The sequence below is a fragment of the bacterium genome (genome assembly GCA_013360215.1).
In the GTDB taxonomy this organism is placed as follows: Bacteria; CLD3; CLD3; order SB21; family SB21; genus JABWCP01.
Genome location: JABWCP010000031.1, coordinates 15,375 through 33,539 on the forward strand (window position 1 = coordinate 15,375; position 18,165 = coordinate 33,539).

The following is an 18,165-nucleotide window of genomic DNA, read 5'->3' on the forward strand; positions in this document are numbered from 1 at the left end:
CGTACACGATAATCAAATAAATTTACGAAAGCCCAAATCGTCTTGCGCCTATGTCGTATTCCGTTTATATTGCGCGCACGTATTTGTTTTTTTCATACACCAGTTTTTTTGTTTGATATACCACCCTATGCGCCGATTATTTTATTCAGCATTTTATTTTTGCGTCATCGTTCTTTTTTTTGTTCTTTTACTGGATAAATGGCTGATGCCCATGTACGTGGATTTGGGCAAAGATATCGCCGTACCGGCCGTCACAGGGCTATCTTCGGAAATGGCACAAAAAAAACTTAGTGAATTAGGATTTTCGGTGGTACTAAAGCGCCGTTATGATATCTCGGTAGCCCCTAACACGGTGATACAACAAAGCCCGGAAGCGCAAGCGTTGGTAAAAGCAGGTCGTCAGATTCATTTGGTTATCGCGGATGACAATCAAACGGTCATCATGCCTTCGCTGACTTTATCCACATATCGTGATGCTGTTTTTAATTTACAATCTATCGGTCTTGCCATTGGCGTACTTGATTCGGCTTCGTCCAATGAATTTCCTCAGGGCGTTATACTCAAACAATCGATTGAACCCAACACCGTCGTTCGCCTGGGGCAATCTGTCGATCTTACAATAAGCCTTGGAAATAATATAACCGAATCCAAGGTACCTTTTTTGATCAACCTCAGCCTCAAAGATGCCACAGCTCGGATATCCGATTCCGGTCTGCGACTCGGAAAAATCGAACGTAAATTTTTGCCCGATTTGATACCTGATACGGTTGTCGGCCAATCGTTGGATTCGTCACTCGTCGTGACCCCACTGACAATCATTGATCTTACCGTGAGTTCGACCGATAGTGAACTATAAATTCCCAAAAAATCTCCGAAAATTTTGTTTCGTAACCGATGGATTTATTGCCGATCCGGCGGCAACCATTACCGGACCCATGGTTCAAACTTATATCATAGGTAAAGAGCTTTCAAATCGTAATTGGGAAGTACACTACGTAGCCTATAATAAGTCCGGCATGCATGGCTACATGATGCATGAAGGATTACATGTCCATTGGATAAAAGCACGTCGCTATTTACCCATGCTCAGTTTACCGTCTGTATGGATGGCGTTAATTCGTATCAATCCGGACGTGCTGTATCAACGTGGGCGCGACATATTGACCGGCCTTATGGCTTTGTACGGCCTGATGTATGGTAAACGCACACTCTGGGCAAGTGCCGGCGAAACGGGTGTTGAGCGTAAAAAATATGCGTCCCAAAAAAATCGTCAAAAGGGTAATTTTATTCGTCGTTGGGTATTGCAAATCGAAGCACTGATCAACGATACGATCTGTAACTTTGGTATGCGCCGCACTGACCAGATGATCGTACAAACAGCCTATCAACAACAACGTCTACTTGTTACTTATGCCCGTTCCTCGACGATCATCAAATCCGGCCATCCCTTGCCTCCATCCGTTCAACGTGCCTTGCCTATAAAAGTACTATGGATCAGCAGCATCAAACCGGTCAAACGCGTTGATTTGTTTTTAGATCTGGCTGATATGTGTAAAAATGAGCCCATCGAATTTTGGATTGCCGGGCAGATTGTGCACGATGAAACAGGTCATAAAATGCAAGAGCGCATTGCAAAGATGAACAACATTCGCTATCTTGGCGCCGTTCCGTTTGAACAAAGCAGCGTACTTATCGCGTCATCGCACATATTGGTCAATACGACCGAAATCGGTTATGAAGGATTACCGAACGCCTTTGTCCAAGCTTGGCTTGCCGGAACTGTTACATTGAGTCTGCATACCGATCCGGATGCCGTGATCATGAAAAATGACTTAGGCTACGTCAATCCGGGATTGGTACACTTAAAAGAAACGATACTCCGGTTTATTTTTGAATTTGCGGTATGGCACCGCCAAAGTAATGCGTGCCGCCAATATGCAGAAGAAAACTATTCAGTGGTTTCCATCGTCAATCAAATTGAGAAAACTTTATAATTAAAGAAAACTTTATGTCTAGTATTAGCGAACAAAAACATCAACGGGTTGTCGAATTAGAAAATGAATTGCGCTCTGAAAATTTCAAACGACCACAGTATCGATATGGTATGGATCTGGTGAAAGCTACAGGACTAGCTAAAGGTCGTGTCATTGAGTTTGGCGGTGGTCGCGGTGAATTTAGCAGACTACTTAAAGACTACGGTTTTGAGGTCGTTTTTACCGATATCAATCCGGCGAATGTCGAATTTGCAAAATCCATTGGATTTGAAGGATATGTCATTGACGCCAACAGCGGTATGGCGAATCAAAAAACCGATTCGTACGACGGCGCCGTTATGCTGGAAGTCATCGAACACGTTACCCAAGCCGAATTATTACTCAAAGAAACACATCGCATTTTAAAACCCGGCGGATTTCTCGTCTTAAGCACGCCCAATCCGTACTTCCTATGGCGTCGTCTTTCTGTGCTTTTCGGTAAGCCTATAGACGGCGAAGGCTACCACTGGCGCTATTATACAGTGTATTCACTGGAATCCACTCTTCGCGAAAGCGGATTTACCATTGTTACGCATAATCACTACGCCTCCACGTTCGGCCTAGGTAAAATTCTGAAGCTTATCGGCTATACGAAGACATTTCGTTGGCCAAGATTTTTGCACGGTTTGTTGGTGAGAAAAATATATTTTTTAATGGAGAAACGTGATCATTAAAAATTTCGGCATTATATCATCAATGACTTTTATTAAAAATTGTTCTCAAAACACAAAATCAGCATCTCTCTGTATTTTTGCTGTTGCTATATTGGTCAGATTGGTATTGATAAATAATTTTTTTGAAAATTATACGCAAAGCGATGGTGTCGATTATCATAATATAGCGGTCAACATAGTACATGGTAACGGCTATTCAAGAGCGACCACTGAACCTTATGAGCCTTACTTTTTTCGGGAACCTGCCTATCCAATTTTTTTATCTGCCGTTTATAAGTTTTACAGTTGGTTCGGAAGTATTTCATACCTGTCCCATGAAGATCCGAATTTGAAGCTTCATGGCGAAATCATGCTCGCAAGAATTGTTCAGAGTTTCATTGGCGCAGGAGCATGTGTTATTTTTTATTTAACTTTATTATTGGTTTTAAGCAGCCGGGTAAGTTTCATTATAGCTTTTCTTTTCTCACTATATTTACCTTTTGCTATATATGCCTCCATGCTGATGCGTGAAACTTTACAAAGTTTTTTTGTTTTGTCCATGACCTATTGCTTCGCGCGCTTACTGATATCCTTGAATCTGAAATGGAATATTTTGTTTTCTCTTTTTTGGAGTTTATCCAATTTATGTTTGCAAATCACACTGTGGATTTTCCCGTTCGCCGCATTATTTATACTAATACGATACCGCGCATGGTTTCTCGCTTTTAGACATAGTATGCTTTCGTTTTTTATTATGATGGCGATTGCATCACCATGGCTGATTCGCACCTACTCGTTTTATCCTGATATTCGAGTTTTTAAATCCTTTGGAACAAGCTTAACTCATGAATATTCTTCTTATATCAGCTATTTAAACAAACAAACGCAAATGAGTCAAATCACTCAAGATTCATTAAACCGAGTTCAACATATATGGTACAATACGTCGGAGTATCAAAAATTTGAAAATTCATTTACTGGAACCGTTAAAACACTTTATTCAACAAACTCATCTATGAGATTGTCAATACATGATAAATTACGCTCATTGTTTATTAATTTTCGAACTTCATGGATTGAATCGTTATGGTTTATTGAAATGGATAATGGAAGAATGCATCTACGCCCGCATACCATCTACATGAAAGGCGAAAATTATTTTCTCTTGATCGCATCGTTAATTCCATTCGTTTTCGGTTATTTGGCATTACCTGGTATATTGTTTTTCCTTCGAAAGACATACATCATTCTAATGCCTTTCTCTTATTTTTTCTGCATTCTGCCACTTATCGGTAATGAACCTAGAAGAGCATTACCTATTCACGCTTTTATATTTATGTTTTCGATTCTTATGACTATTTTTTTGTATAAAAAAGTGCGTCGCTCTGTCAATAATAATTCGGATATTTTCAATGAACACTATAACTAATACGATTGTTAAATTATGAAAGGCATAATCCTCGCAGGCGGCGCTGGCAGCCGTCTCTATCCGATTAGCAAGGTTTATAGTAAACAACTGATGTATGTGTACAATAAGCCAATGATCTATTACCCTCTATCGACACTGATTTTGGGCGGCATAAAAGATATTCTCATTATCACGACCCCCGATGATGCACCTATGTTTAAAAAATTACTTGGTGATGGAAAGCATATAGGACTTAATCTGCAATATGCCGAACAACCGAAGCCCGAGGGTTTGGCACAGGCATTTATCATCGGCGAGAGTTTCATCAACAACGATCCAGTATCTTTGGTTTTGGGAGATAATTTATTTTACGGTTATTTAGATTTCTTCAAAAGCGCTATAAAAAACACTCAAACTGGAGCCACCATTTTTGGGTATATTGTTCAGGATCCGGAGAGATATGGCGTCGTAGAGTTTGATACTCAAAATCGAGTTATTTCTCTTGAAGAAAAGCCCCAAAAGCCCAAATCGCATTATGCTATACCAGGTTTATATGTTTATGATGATCAAGTAGTACAAATCGCAAAGTCCCTTAAACCCTCAGCACGTGGAGAACTTGAAATCACTGATCTCAATCGTGTTTATCTTGAGATGGGACGACTCATGGTTCAAAAAATCGGACGCGGTGTAGCGTGGCTTGATACAGGAACTCCCCAAGCGTTATTGGAAGCCAATAATTTTATCGGCGCCGTTGAACAGCGGCAAGGCATGATGATCGGATGTATTGAAGAGGCGGCATGGAGGGCCGAAATATGTACAACCAGCCAACTAAAACAAGTTATCCAAAACTTACCCAAATGTGATTACCGCTCCTACCTTGATCGAATCATTAACGAAACCCGATAACCCATGCAGTCCAAACCCGATTCCGCACATGATTATTCCGTGGTTGTACCGGTTTACAATAGCAGTTCTACATTAGCTGAACTTTACCGGCGAATTGAAACTGTTTTTAGTAAGTTAGAAAAATCATTTGAGGTTATATTTGTTGAAGATTGCGGCTCCGATAATAGTTGGGAAACTTTGTTGTCCTTGAAAAAACAAAATTCAAATAAAGTTTGCGTCATCCGTCTGAGTAAAAATTTCGGCCAACATAACGCCATTCTATGCGGATTACATTGGACACGCGGCAAATACATCATTACTATTGATGATGATTTGCAAATCCCCCCGGAAGAAATTGAAACTCTGATAATTAAGGCCAATGCGACCAACGCCGATGTAGTTTACGGAATTTATGAACACAAAAAACATTCCGTCGGTCGAAACATTGGAAGCAACACGATTCAATTCTTTTTCAAACAAAGCTTTGGGAATACAAACAGCATTACCTCCTTTCGTCTAATACGTAGAAATATCATTGAACAAATAATTCATCATAAACAAAGCTTTGTTTTTCTTGACGGGCTTATTTTTTGGTATACAAAAAAAGTTGAATACGTACTAGTTACGCATCTTAATCGGACAGAGGGCGTATCCGGCTATAATTTTCATAAATTAGCAAGATTGGGTTTTAATTTATTTTTTAATTACACAACTATTCCTCTTCGGTTTGCTACTTACACCGGCTTGACTTTATCGTTCATGAGTTTTGTAATCGGGTTGATATTTATCTATAGGAAGTTAATTTTAAGCGTACCCATTGGATTTACGGCTATAATTGTAGCTGTTTTTTTTATGGGTGGTATAACCTTATTGGTACTTGGAATTATCGGCGAATATTTAGCTAGAATTTACTCATTACAGCTTTCCAAACCTCAATACTCGATTGGTGAAATACATGATACGCAACATTGATGCAGAAATCGTAGAAATCGGAAAAAACACAATTATTCATGAAAGTGTCGTTATGCGCGGTGTAAAGGGTAAAGCTAAGCGAATCATTATAGGTGATAATGTATACATCGGCGCCAATGTCCAAATTATTTGTGACGATTTCAGATTAGGAGATTATTCGAAAATTCATCATGGTACTAACGTGCACGGGTATATGCCTTGTCAGATCGGACATAATGCTTGGATCGGACAATATTCTATCATCGATAGTATCGGTGGCACGACCATAGGCGATAATTGCGGGATTGGCGCCCATTCACAACTTTGGAGCCATATTAAATACGGTGATACTTTGGAAGGTTCTCGCTTCAAATCCGAAAGTCCATTGCGAATTGGAAAAGATGTATGGTTCGTAGGTCACTGTATCGTTTCCCCCATTACAGCGCATGATAAATCAATGGCTTTGGTGGGTTCTGTGGTAACAAGAGATATGGAACCCAATCGGATGTATGCAGGTAGCCCCGCCAAAGATATTACAGAAAAGGCGGGTACCCCTTTCCAACATATTGATATCGAACAGAAATATCAAAGAATGATGGAATTATTGAACGAATCCGGTATAAGTAAAGATATGATTAAGATTGTAAAAACTCGCAGTGAAATACGGGACGACGGCAGATCCTATTTCTGTATTGAAACACGGGAATACACAAAAACTTTAAACCCAGAAGAAATAAAATTCATGAATTTTCTGCTTCCGGATAAAGCCAAATTTACTCCTATTGCAAAGTGAATTAACAATATGTTTATTCCATTTAACAAACCTTTTCTCACAGGCAAAGAACTTGAATATATCCGTCAATCCGTAGAATCTGGGAAAATTTCAGGTGATGGTGTCTTCACCAAGAAATGCCATGCGTTTTTTGAACAACGGTACGGATTTAAAAAATGCTTACTCACCACATCTTGCACTGATGCTCTTGAGATGGCGGCCATTCTTATTGATGCTGGACCGGGTGATGAGATTATTCTACCTTCGTTTACTTTTGTATCCACCGCCAATGCGTTTGCATTACGTGGTGCAAAATTAGTTTTCGCAGACAGCGAGCGAATAACCCCAAATATTGATGTTTCCAAAGTCGAATCCCTAATTACACCGCGCACCAAAGCCATCGTTACTGTTCATTATGCCGGTGTCGCTTGCGACATGGATACGATTATGGAAATCGCTCAAAAACACAACATCTATGTCATTGAAGATGCGGCACAAGCTATTGATTCCTATTACAAAGGACGTCCTTTAGGATCTATCGGACATCTTGCGGCTTTTTCATTTCATGAAACTAAAAACGTTATTGCCGGCGAAGGTGGTATGCTGGCTATCAATGATGAGCGCTTTATGAAGCGCGCTGAAATCATTCGCGAAAAAGGAACCAATAGATCAGCTTTCTTTCGCGGTGAAATTGATAAATACGGCTGGGTTGATATTGGTTCTTCATTTCTCCCTTCGGACATCATTGCAGCATTTTTATACGCGCAACTCGAACATTTAGATGAAATTCAAAACAAACGAAAAAAATTGTGGAATCATTATTATTCATTACTATCGTTTCTAGAAGAACAAAATCGCGCTAAACTACCTTTTATACCCGATTACGCAACCAACAATGCGCATATGTTTTATTTGGTTTTTTCTGATACGGCGACACGGGCAACAACGATTGATTTACTAAAGCAAAACAATATCCATGCGGTATTTCATTACCAAAGCCTGCACGTTTCTACATTCTATAAACACCGCAACGATGGGCGTGACCTCCCCCTTAGCGACCGTTATACGGATACGCTGCTTCGTTTACCCATGTACTATGATCTGGAGCGCGAAGATGTTGAGCTAATTGCGAAAATCATCAAATCTATTGCCTAATAACATACACAACCTCATTGAATAAAGATCAGAAAATAACTTTTCTCATGCCTACCTTTTTTTCTGAGCGCGTAGGTGGAGTTGAAATACAAACTTATTTATTGGCGACTCACCTTTCCAAGTTAGGATGGAAAGTAGACTTTGTTAGTGAAACATACGATGTAAGTAAGATTGGAAGCTCGGAAATATTTGATGGCGTGACAATACATTGGGTTAGTAAAAAAAACCATTTTTCCTTTTGGCGCCGCGATATTCAAAAACTCGTTCGTTTAATAAAACCAGATTATATATACCAACGTGGCCGCTCTCGCTTCACATCTTCGCCTATTGGCATTAAAGCTACAAAAAAATTGAAAGCAAAACTTATTTATCATTGTGCTGAAGACAACGATTTTGTAAGAAATTTCAATTTTAGACAAGTGCATCAAAGTGAAAAACCACTATTCAAAAAAATTATTCTCGGGTTCGAAGCTTTACTTTCAGATTACTACTTTCATCGAACTATCCAACAATCTCATCTTATTATCGCTCAAACTGAATCTCAGAAACTTCAATTTAAGTGCTTCTTTAATAAAGATGCCACAATCATACGGTCAGCTCATGAGCTACCATCTGAAACCCGTGAAAAATCGAACCCTCCCATGATATTTTGGATAGCCAATACCGGGAAGCGCAAACAACCAGAAAAATTCATCGAACTTGCAATGCTTCTTAAGGACACACCTTATCGCTTTGTAATGGCCGGCCCTATTCCAGACAAAACGTATGAAAAAGAAATCATGAAAATGTTAAGTGAAACGCCTAACATAGAATATGTCGGACCAATTTCATGGGATGAATCGAATCGCTACTTTGCTATGGCAACTTATTTTGTAAATACAACATTGGCTGGTCGAGAAGGTTTTCCAAACACTTACATTCAGGCGTGGATGCGCGGAACCGCTGTATTGACATTGCATTGTGACCCGGATGGATTAATTGAGAAACATGAAATAGGATATAAAACAGAATCGCTTCAATCACTCGCCGTATGGCTTCGGGCTCAACTGGACGCACCTGAAAAGATTCTCCTAATGCGGGCTAGGGCTATAAAATACGGATGTGAACATCATGATATTCAAAAATCATCAACTATTTTCAGTGACCTCCTACAATAAAAAACATCCTATTAACACCATAATTCTACGATTAGATGTTCTTGCCATACCTTTCATTGATTTTGTTTTGCAGTTTTTTTTTGTATCTTTGCGCTCGTAAACCTCCTTTGTCTATCCTGTTTTTTCTTAGCTTCAAACTCGTTCTTGATTTGGTATTCCAACAATCAGACTCTGATTTTTTTTATGCAATTTCTGCAGTGGTCATATTGTTTGGAAATGCTATTCTTCTATTTCGCAATGATATACATATCAAAGAACTCCCACTTGGTCGACTCATGCTAATATTAATTACGTTTAACATTCTTTCGGCTATTTGGGGCATTGTAAACTCCTATTTTCTTATTTTTGAAATCCCACACTCTCCTATTCGTTTTGGCCAAGTAGTAACGTGGACGGGTAAGATGTTAGGCATTTTCATACCATTGTTATCAGGTTTGGCTGCAAAAAAGAGTGATCTAAGTTTAAAACAAATTCTACTAGCATTTGTACTTGGAACAATACCTGTTTGCATTGTCGGACTTTTTGACATTGGATATCAATTCTTTAAACTGAATGAGGAATCATCGCTAAAATACCATACCACATGGCGCATCAGCGGCGGTTTGTCTGGGCCGGGCACGTTGGCTATTACCATGCTTCTCGGATCAAGTTTTGCATTATACCTTCTTTTTTTCAACCAATTCAATAAAAGAGTGTATAATCATCTGATGATAGTCTATTTGGCTATAGCTTATATAGTCTTAACGTTCACGATGAGCAGAGGTGCATGGATTTCACTTATTTTCTTTTGTTTCATTTTATTGCTTCATTTGCCGACTATAAAATCAAAATTGATAGCTGCAATGGCTTTGTTGCTTCTGTTCATAAATCCGATTATTTGGGAGCGATTTAACAAAGAGACTAAATACTTAGCAAACAAGTTCATAACAGATAAAACAACGATTGATGTAACTAAACTAGGTAGCGGTAGAATATGGCTATGGAATGATGCGATTCAACATTATACAAAGCTAGATCCTGTATCCCAACTTATCGGGTCAGGTGGCTACTACGGATCTCACAATCAATATATTGCGTGGCTATTGAGAAATGGGATTCTTGGCTTATTTATGTGGTTATTGTTTTTATACCTGATGTATCGCAAAATACTCACAATGAATAAACCTAGTCGAAGTCTCGCCACAGCTTTATTTTTATGCATTTGCTGTGTAGCAAATATGTTCTCGCAACCTTGGGATAATTTTAATATATCGTTTATATTTTGGTTTTTGATCGGTTTTAATATAATTGTCTCAACAGATAAAGTTAAAAATAGAGAAAATTGTCGGTAGCCTGAACCTAAAAAAACCGGAGAATGACTTAACTGCCATTCTCTTACTTTCTTATCTTATTAAACATTGAGAATCTGAAAAAAAATGAAAATTTGTATAGTTACAACCATTCCAAGTCCATACAGAACTCCACTTTTCAATCGAATAAACTCATTACTTAAAATTCATGGATACGAACTTTTTGTTGTTTTCTTGGCAAAAGGCTATCAAAGGCGTAAATGGACTTTTGATGCTTCCACGTGGAACTTCCAATATTTTTTTTTGAATGATCCTAAAATAACTACAGGCGAGGTTTTTTTTTCATTTGCATTTTCGCTACTAGGGCTGTTATTCAAACTCAATCCAGATATTGTAGTTACAGGTGGCTTTTCGGTTCCGACAATATGGAGTACACTGTATTGTCAACTCAATAGGAAAAAATCTCTCATCTGGTCGGGAGAGACGATCGATGAAAATTCAACTCGATCGTATCAATGGATAAGGACGCTTTTCAGGCGGTTCATGGTTAAGAAGTCAGACGGGTTCATTTCATATGGAAACAAATCAAAAGAATACTTACTTTCAATTGGTGCAAGCGAATCTGACATACGAATCGCGATCAATACCGTAGATACTCAGTTTTATAGTTTTTATTCCAACGAAAAAAATCCTGATCCAACAGTAAAGAAAATTATATTTGTCGGTCATCTCGAAAAAAGAAAAGGAATTTTTGAATTAATTGAAGCTTTTAGTATTATACAACGCAAAAAAACAAATTTAGGTTTTAAGTTTGAATTACACATCATAGGCGATGGCACCCAAGCCAAAAACTTAGTACAATTTATCGAAACTAAGAAACTGGCCAACATTCGCTTACATGGTTTTCAACAATCCGATTATATTCGCTCATTATTTAGATCCATGGATATCCTTGTGTTTCCATCGCTTACTGAACTGTATGGATTGGTGCCCATAGAGGGTATGGCAGCTGGTTTGCCTGTGCTAGTTTCAAAATATGCTGGCATTTCTGGTGAACTCCACGAATGCAAATACAGTCAAATGCTTTTCGACCCTAAAAATATTCTTGATTTCGCAGACAAAATGTATTCAGTGCTAACAGTAACGACTCTATATTTTACACTGAAGATGTTAAGTCGAGAACTTTGCGAAAAAAAATTTAGCATAAAACTCAGTGCAAACTCTTTTACTAAGGCCTTGGTAGCCATAGATGTTTAGAACAATCGTTACCCTTACTGTGATCGCTTCTTTAACGGTAATTGCCGGATTTTTGGCGACTATATCCCCCTTACTCCCTTTAGCGTTGGGTATTCTCGTTGCCTTGGGTTATCTAATCACAACCAGTATAAAAAAGGCGATATTGGTTTTATTGTTGACAAAGCCAATTATAGATGCGACATGGTTATTTAAAATTCCATTCGTGGGTTTAAATGCTTTACAAATAGTTGGTTCTGTTTTCCCAATAATGATATTAATTTATTTACTCATTGCGCGCCCTAAATTAGCTAATTCTAAGGCTTTAAGATTATTTAGTATTTTTGTGGTATTGAATACAATGTCATATTTACTTTTTTGTATTAACTCTTCAAATACAGGCATTGAGGGCGTGTTTTCTTTGATGATAGCATACATCGGTCATTTTCTTCAGTTTTTGAATTCGTTTGCAGCTTTCATAGTATTTCCAATTTTATTCAAAACTCCGAAAGAGCAGAAATTTTTTTTTCAAATATTAATACTTTCTTTAATTTTTCCGTTAGTTACTGGTTTAGCCCAAATTTTTGGCTTTTTTGAAGGTCGCGTCTTGAGAACGACGGGCGATTTACAACGAATTTCAGGTTTATATTATGATAGTTCAAATATGCGCATGTATTCTCTACAAGCGCTGGCAATTATTTTTATTTATTTTAGTTATTTTTTAAAAACCACAGATAAATATTACAAATCTTCCGTGACCTTCTTACTAATAGCCGTTCCTTTATTTTTGTTAATTATATATTATGGATATTCAAAAGCAGCCATCTCAATACTTATAATATGGTTGCTTTGCTATATGATACTTAACAACAAAATTCTAATCGGAATTATTATTATATTTATATTTGGAATGACGTATTTAACTAATGATACTATTCAAATTGAGATAGAAAAGTTACTTTACAAGGAGATAAAATACACTGAAGGAACCCTAAACCCTGAACATGAATACACATTATTAGGCGGTCGAATTGCACGATGGCAGATGTTGATTGATGATTTCTTGAACCGTGACTTAAGTGAACAACTAATCGGATTCCGATTTAATGTTGGAATTATTGCGCATAATGATTGGATTCGTATATTGGTTTCTAATGGGGTCATCGGATTGATATCTTTTATAGTTTTTGTCAGTTATGTGTTTTACAAACTTATTGCAATATATATGATTTATCGTGATGGTTTTTCTACCGGTGCAATTATGATCTTTTTTATGTTTATTATTGATAGTATAGGGCTTGTACCCCTTTTATATCCCGGTTATTGCTGGTACACTTTTGGAATTTTAAGTTTAGCTTTGAATAGACCAATGCAGAAGAATCTCAATGTGTCAAGCACATCTTTTAATTCTTTAACTTAATTGATATGTTTAAAAAATTTATAAAATATTTTAGTTTAGTTACTTTTGGAATAGTACTTTCGGTAGTCACTCTCGAATTGCTAGTGCGCCTTGCCGGGGCGAAGCCGCAGACTTACCTTCGTAAATTTTCCCGTTATCATACAATACTGGGGTGGGAAAAAACACCGTTAACCGAGGGAAAATTTCGCAAAGGTGACGTTATAATTCATGAAAAAATTAATAGCCGAGGGTTACGCGATTCAGAGTACACTTATGAGAAACCTTCAAACACTTTTCGAATTCTTGTTCTCGGTGATTCATTCACCGAAGGTTATGATGTTGAAATCAATGACCTATTTACTGAAATTCTTGAATCAAAACTAAACACTTCAAGTTTTGATTCATCTTCAATTAGATATGAAGTAATCAATGCAGGAACTGGCGGATATTCAACGGATCAGGAGTTCCTGTATTTCGAAATTGAAGGTATCAAGTATAAACCGGATATGGTTTTACTCATGGTTTATCCAGCAAACGACATTTTTTACAATCATAAAAGTAAGTACGGGAACTATAATAAACCGTTTTTTCAAATTAGGAATGATTCACTCATATTAACAAATACTCCGTTACAGGAACCATACCGTCAAGAATCCATTAAAAATCTTTTTAGAGAAATGGCCCTGTATCCGATCGTTACTCAAATCATTTTGACAAAATACCCTCGAATTTCACAAACATTGTCGCATTTTGGATTTATTTCTGAATCAACACTGGCTGCTACCGCCGCTAATTTAAACTCTATTTCAGATTCTTCAGCATCATCATTTTCGGTATATAAAAAATATAATAATTTTTTTATGAATACCGCTTGGCAGAAAACTTCGCGCATTATTTATGAATTAAATAAGAAATCAAAAGAAATCGGCACGCGATTGGTTATGTTTTATATTCCGGATCGTATTGAAGTTTATGACTCCGATTGGAAAAAAACCAAAGAAAAATTCTCCCTTGAAGATCATGAATGGAGTCCCGATGTCCCATCGACAATGCTTAAAAAAATTTCAGACACATCCAATATACCTTTACTTGATTTTCGGCAATATATCTCAAAAAAAGAGTTAGGCGATTCTGTTTTATATAACGGAATACATTGGAATGTATCGGGCAATCGTTTTGCGGCAGAATTCATATACGAGGCATTATTTCATGAGAAAGCGACTGTAAAACAATAATATGCGTATAGGTATTTGCGCTTTAGGCGCTGTTTCACAAGACACAGGCGGACAGACCTATTTAAAAAATTTCGCAAAAACGCTCGGCGAAATCAAAACTAATAATGAGTTCGTTTGGTTTTTTTCTAAAGGCGAATCAAAAGTTATTGAATTTCCAGACAATACTTCAACTAATGTGGTAGTTGAATTACCACTTTCCGCGAGAACTGTTCAACGGTTAGTATGCGAACACATTTTGTTGCCATTGTTTTCCGATCATCATCGAGTAGATGTTATGTTTTTTCCTAACAATTACGCATCTATTTTCTACCGAAAGCCTTTTGTCTTGGCAATACGAAGTATGTTGATATACAACACAAAATCACACGGCGTAAATCTCATACGCTCATTTTACCGATCTATAATAGCTCCTTTAAGTGCTAAGAAGGCCGCAATCATAATTACCCCTTCTTATCATACTAAACTTGAAATCATTAAACACCTCAACATATCAGATAATAACATAGAGGTAATTTCACACGGCATAGACATTCAACTTTTTGGCAGTGAAAAAAACTCTGACGCCGCAGATACGCTATGGAAAAAATGGAATATAAAACCTCCTTTTATCCTATATGTTTCAGCTTTATGGAGTTATAAGAACCATGACAAACTGATCTTAGCATTTGATAAATACCGAAAATCAAAGAAAACCGATTTCCAACTAGTTTTAATTGGCAAGGGAGCCAGTAGTTTTGAAAGCTACGGAAAATATCTCAAAGATTTAATAACTGACCTCAAACTATCTGAAGTTGTACGATTCATTGATTTTTTACCGCATCAGGATTTGAAGCATTTTTATCAGTGGGCTAGTGTTTACGCATTCCCTTCTCAGACAGAAAGTTTTGGAAATTCGATATACGAAGCAATGGCTGCTGGAGCGCCGATCATATGTTCTAATACGCATGGATATGAAACAAAAGTAAAAGAAGCCGTCCTATCCGTAAACCCACATGATATAAATTGTTTTGCAGACGCTATTAATGCGGTGATAAACAATAAAAATCTAAGGGCTAACTTAATAAAGAACGGTAAAATACAAGCCAATAATATGTCATGGGACAATTGCATCAGAAATACTGTATTAATTATTGAGAAAGCAAATTATGAAAAAAATTGATACAGTAAGCGTTATCATTCCTGTATTTAATGAAGTAAATAGTATTCGATCTATTATTGAAGCCGTACGCAATGCACCATTGACCATAAATGCACAAACTTTAATAAAAGAAACTATTATAGTCGATGATTGTTCGACGGATGGCACACGTGATCTGCTAGAAAATGAGCTTCAATCGCTCGTAACTAAAACAATCTACCATACTACTAACACGGGAAAAGGGGCCGCCTTAAGAACCGGATTCCAACACGCAAGTGGTGATATCATAATCATACAAGATGCTGATTTAGAATATGATCCTAACGAATATATAAAGCTGATAACACCGATAATTGATAATAAAGCTGACGTTGTTTATGGATCGCGTTTTGCCGGATCAGATGCACATAGAGTTTTGTATTATTGGCATTACTTAGGTAATAAATTTCTAACTACATTATCCAATATGTTCTCTAATCTGAACCTGACTGATATGGAGACATGTTATAAGGTATTTCGCAGCGAAATCATTAGGAATATCCGCCTAGAACAAAATCGATTTGGCTTTGAACCGGAAGTCACTGCCAAAATCGCAAAAATCAAAGACATTCGCATTTATGAAGTGGGCATTTCATATCACGGTCGCACCTATGCAGAAGGAAAAAAAATCAACTGGAAAGACGGTTTTTCAGCCATTTGGTGCATAATAAAATATAATCTATTCAAATAAGCTTATTTATAAGGATGAAAACATGGGTATGATGAATAAACTCTCAATATTTGGTCAGCTTTTGCAGTTCTTATGGGAAAAAAAACTGTGGTGGATGATACCGATGGTTATAGTACTTGTGCTTTTTGGATTACTGCTCGTATTTGCTCAAGGTTCAGGATTGGCGCCGTTTATTTACACATTATTTTAATATCACTATGTGCGGAATTGTTGGCTTTATCAGCGCTGAGAATTTGGATCGTCCATCTCTTTTGAAAGCGATGACGGATGTTATTGCTCATCGCGGACCGGATGACGACGGCACTTTTTTTGATAAAAAAGCGGCGCTGGGTTTTCGTCGGTTATCTATTATCGATGTTGCCGGCGGTCACCAACCTCTTTCCAATTCCGACCAATCTCTTTGGATTGTTTTCAACGGCGAAATATATAATTATAAAGAAGTCCGTATCGAGTTGATTGCTAAAGGGTATTCATTCAAAACCAATTCTGATACCGAAGTTATCATCCATGCATATCAAGCGTGGGGTTCCCGCTGTCTACAAAAACTGAATGGGATGTTTGCATTTGCGATCTGGGATACACAACGAGAACGACTCTTTATAGCACGTGACAGATTAGGCGTAAAACCTTTGTACTATTGGCATTCGGGTTCGCAATTTGTATTTGGCTCGGAAATAAAATCACTTTTAAAGTTTCCCGATGCACCCCGTCAAGTAGATCCTGAGGCTATCAACGCCTACATGTCATTCCTATGGATACCAGATCCGCATACTGGTTTTAAGAACATTTATAAACTTCCCCCAGGGCATTTTGCCGTTTTGGAAAATTCTACATTGCGTACAGAATGTTATTGGGATCTTACATTTGATCCTCAGCCGAATATATCCGACGCACAATGGTACGATGAAATCCGGCATCATTTGGCACGTTCTGTCAAAGATCGCTTGATCAGCGAAGTACCACTTGGCGCTTTTCTCAGCGGTGGTATTGATTCGACTGCAATTGTAGCTATGATGGCACGCATGACTGACAAAAAAATCAGCACGTATACTATCGGATTTCCTCCCGAGGATATGAAAGACGATGTTATAGGAAGCGACTTGGAATTTGCCCGATTAGCTTCTCAAAAATTCCCTATCGATTATCATGAGATCATTGTTCGTCCCGATGTGGCTGATCTGCTCCCAAAACTGGTTTGGCACATGGATGAACCGCTTGCAGATCCTGCAGCTATTACCACATACCTCGTATGCAAAGCATCACGCGAAACCTTGACGGTCTTACTCAGCGGAGTGGGAGGAGATGAGGTATTCGGCGGGTATCCGCGATACCTTGCAGCGCACATGGCTTCGTGGTATGAATACATTCCCGGTTTTATGCGCAAAGGGATCATTTCACCTTTGATTCAAACGCTACCCGGCGCACAGTCCGCGTTATTTCGTAATCTCAAGAAATTTGACCGTTCTTCGACGTTGCCATTTAGAGAGCGTTATATGGGGTACCGTACGTATTTTTCTGAAGAAGAAAAGAAATCATTATACACCCACGACTTTCAGAGTACACTCCAACATGCACAGGCTGATCCTATGCACGAACATGCTATGTACTTCGACCGAATGACTCACGGCGATGCGTTGGCACAAATGATGTATGTGGATATTAAAACATTTTTACCCTGCCTCAACCTCATGTATACCGATAAAATGAGTATGGCCACTTCCATTGAGGTTCGCGAGCCTTTTCTTGATTATAAATTGATCGAAATGCTTGGCCGGATGCCTTCACGCCTCAAACTTAATGGCACCACTCGCAAATATGCGTTCAAAAAATCGATGGAGGGAATAGTTCCCAAAGAAATTATTTGGCGAAAAAAAGCCGGTTTCGGCGCACCTATTCGCTCGTGGCTATCCAAAGATTTGAAACCCATGCTAGATGATGCGCTGTCTGAAAGACAAATCGCAAAGCGCCAGCTTTTTAATCCTAAAGCTATTTCATGTCTTCGTGAAGAAGAAGAATCCGGAAAAAATTATAATAGCAATCAATTATGGCAGCTCTTGTGTTTGGAGCTTTGGTATCGTCAATTCATCGATTAATATACTAATAACAATTAAAAATATTGGATTCTCC

The 18,165-nt window shown here is 37.9% G+C and carries 17 protein-coding genes; all 17 read left to right on the top strand.

Going from position 1 to position 18,165, the window contains the following annotated elements:
* Window positions 1-127 precede the first annotated feature (127 nt).
* The 17 genes from HUU58_14060 (at window position 128) to asnB (ending at window position 18,131) form a co-directional block, all read left to right on the top strand.
* A complete protein-coding gene (locus HUU58_14060; protein ID NUN46797.1) occupies window positions 128-856 on the top strand; it encodes a PASTA domain-containing protein in 729 nt (242 codons plus the stop codon).
* A complete protein-coding gene (locus HUU58_14065; protein NUN46798.1) occupies window positions 846-1,994 on the top strand; it encodes a glycosyltransferase family 4 protein in 1,149 nt (382 codons plus the stop codon). The genes HUU58_14060 and HUU58_14065 overlap by 11 nt, the downstream gene beginning before the upstream one ends.
* Window positions 1,995-2,008: 14 nt before the next feature.
* Window positions 2,009-2,707 (top strand): class I SAM-dependent methyltransferase, encoded by a 699-nt coding sequence (locus tag HUU58_14070; GenBank protein ID NUN46799.1) that lies wholly within the window; start codon window positions 2,009-2,011, stop codon window positions 2,705-2,707.
* A complete protein-coding gene (locus HUU58_14075) occupies window positions 2,697-4,115 on the top strand; it encodes a hypothetical protein (GenBank protein NUN46800.1) in 1,419 nt (472 codons plus the stop codon). The genes HUU58_14070 and HUU58_14075 overlap by 11 nt, the downstream gene beginning before the upstream one ends.
* Window positions 4,116-4,130: 15 nt before the next feature.
* Window positions 4,131-5,000, top strand: coding sequence for a glucose-1-phosphate thymidylyltransferase RfbA (gene rfbA / locus HUU58_14080; protein ID NUN46801.1), 870 nt, complete (start codon window positions 4,131-4,133; stop codon window positions 4,998-5,000).
* Between the two features lie 3 nt (window positions 5,001-5,003).
* On the top strand, window positions 5,004-5,951 hold the full coding sequence (locus tag HUU58_14085; GenBank protein ID NUN46802.1) for a glycosyltransferase family 2 protein: 948 nt from the start codon (window positions 5,004-5,006) through the stop codon (window positions 5,949-5,951).
* Window positions 5,935-6,723, top strand: a complete 789-nt coding sequence (locus HUU58_14090) for a hypothetical protein (protein ID NUN46803.1) — start codon at window positions 5,935-5,937, stop codon at window positions 6,721-6,723. Before HUU58_14085 ends, HUU58_14090 begins: the two co-directional genes overlap by 17 nt.
* 9 nt (window positions 6,724-6,732) lie before the next feature.
* Entirely contained in the window at window positions 6,733-7,857 is a 1,125-nt protein-coding gene (gene rffA, locus HUU58_14095; GenBank protein NUN46804.1) for a dTDP-4-amino-4,6-dideoxygalactose transaminase, read from the top strand.
* A 47-nt stretch (window positions 7,858-7,904) separates the two neighbouring features.
* Entirely contained in the window at window positions 7,905-9,014 is a 1,110-nt protein-coding gene (locus HUU58_14100; GenBank protein ID NUN46805.1) for a glycosyltransferase, read from the top strand.
* Between the two features lie 107 nt (window positions 9,015-9,121).
* Entirely contained in the window at window positions 9,122-10,345 is a 1,224-nt protein-coding gene (locus tag HUU58_14105; GenBank protein ID NUN46806.1) for a hypothetical protein, read from the top strand.
* 84 nt (window positions 10,346-10,429) lie between these two features.
* The gene (locus HUU58_14110) at window positions 10,430-11,560 is read left to right on the top strand and encodes a glycosyltransferase family 4 protein (GenBank protein NUN46807.1); all 1,131 of its coding nucleotides are present in this window, start codon (window positions 10,430-10,432) and stop codon (window positions 11,558-11,560) included.
* Window positions 11,553-12,956: a hypothetical protein gene (locus HUU58_14115; protein NUN46808.1), complete on the top strand. Its 1,404-nt coding sequence runs from the start codon at window positions 11,553-11,555 to the stop codon at window positions 12,954-12,956. Before HUU58_14110 ends, HUU58_14115 begins: the two co-directional genes overlap by 8 nt.
* 5 nt (window positions 12,957-12,961) lie before the next feature.
* Window positions 12,962-14,170 (top strand): SGNH/GDSL hydrolase family protein, encoded by a 1,209-nt coding sequence (locus tag HUU58_14120; GenBank protein NUN46809.1) that lies wholly within the window; start codon window positions 12,962-12,964, stop codon window positions 14,168-14,170.
* Window position 14,171: 1 nt separating this feature from the next.
* On the top strand, window positions 14,172-15,329 hold the full coding sequence (locus HUU58_14125; GenBank protein NUN46810.1) for a glycosyltransferase family 4 protein: 1,158 nt from the start codon (window positions 14,172-14,174) through the stop codon (window positions 15,327-15,329).
* Entirely contained in the window at window positions 15,316-16,038 is a 723-nt protein-coding gene (locus tag HUU58_14130; GenBank protein NUN46811.1) for a glycosyltransferase family 2 protein, read from the top strand. Before HUU58_14125 ends, HUU58_14130 begins: the two co-directional genes overlap by 14 nt.
* 28 nt (window positions 16,039-16,066) lie before the next feature.
* On the top strand, window positions 16,067-16,228 hold the full coding sequence (locus HUU58_14135; GenBank protein ID NUN46812.1) for a hypothetical protein: 162 nt from the start codon (window positions 16,067-16,069) through the stop codon (window positions 16,226-16,228).
* A 43-nt stretch (window positions 16,229-16,271) separates the two neighbouring features.
* Window positions 16,272-18,131 (top strand): asparagine synthase (glutamine-hydrolyzing), encoded by a 1,860-nt coding sequence (gene asnB, locus HUU58_14140; protein ID NUN46813.1) that lies wholly within the window; start codon window positions 16,272-16,274, stop codon window positions 18,129-18,131.
* The last annotated feature ends 34 nt before the right edge of the window (window positions 18,132-18,165 follow it).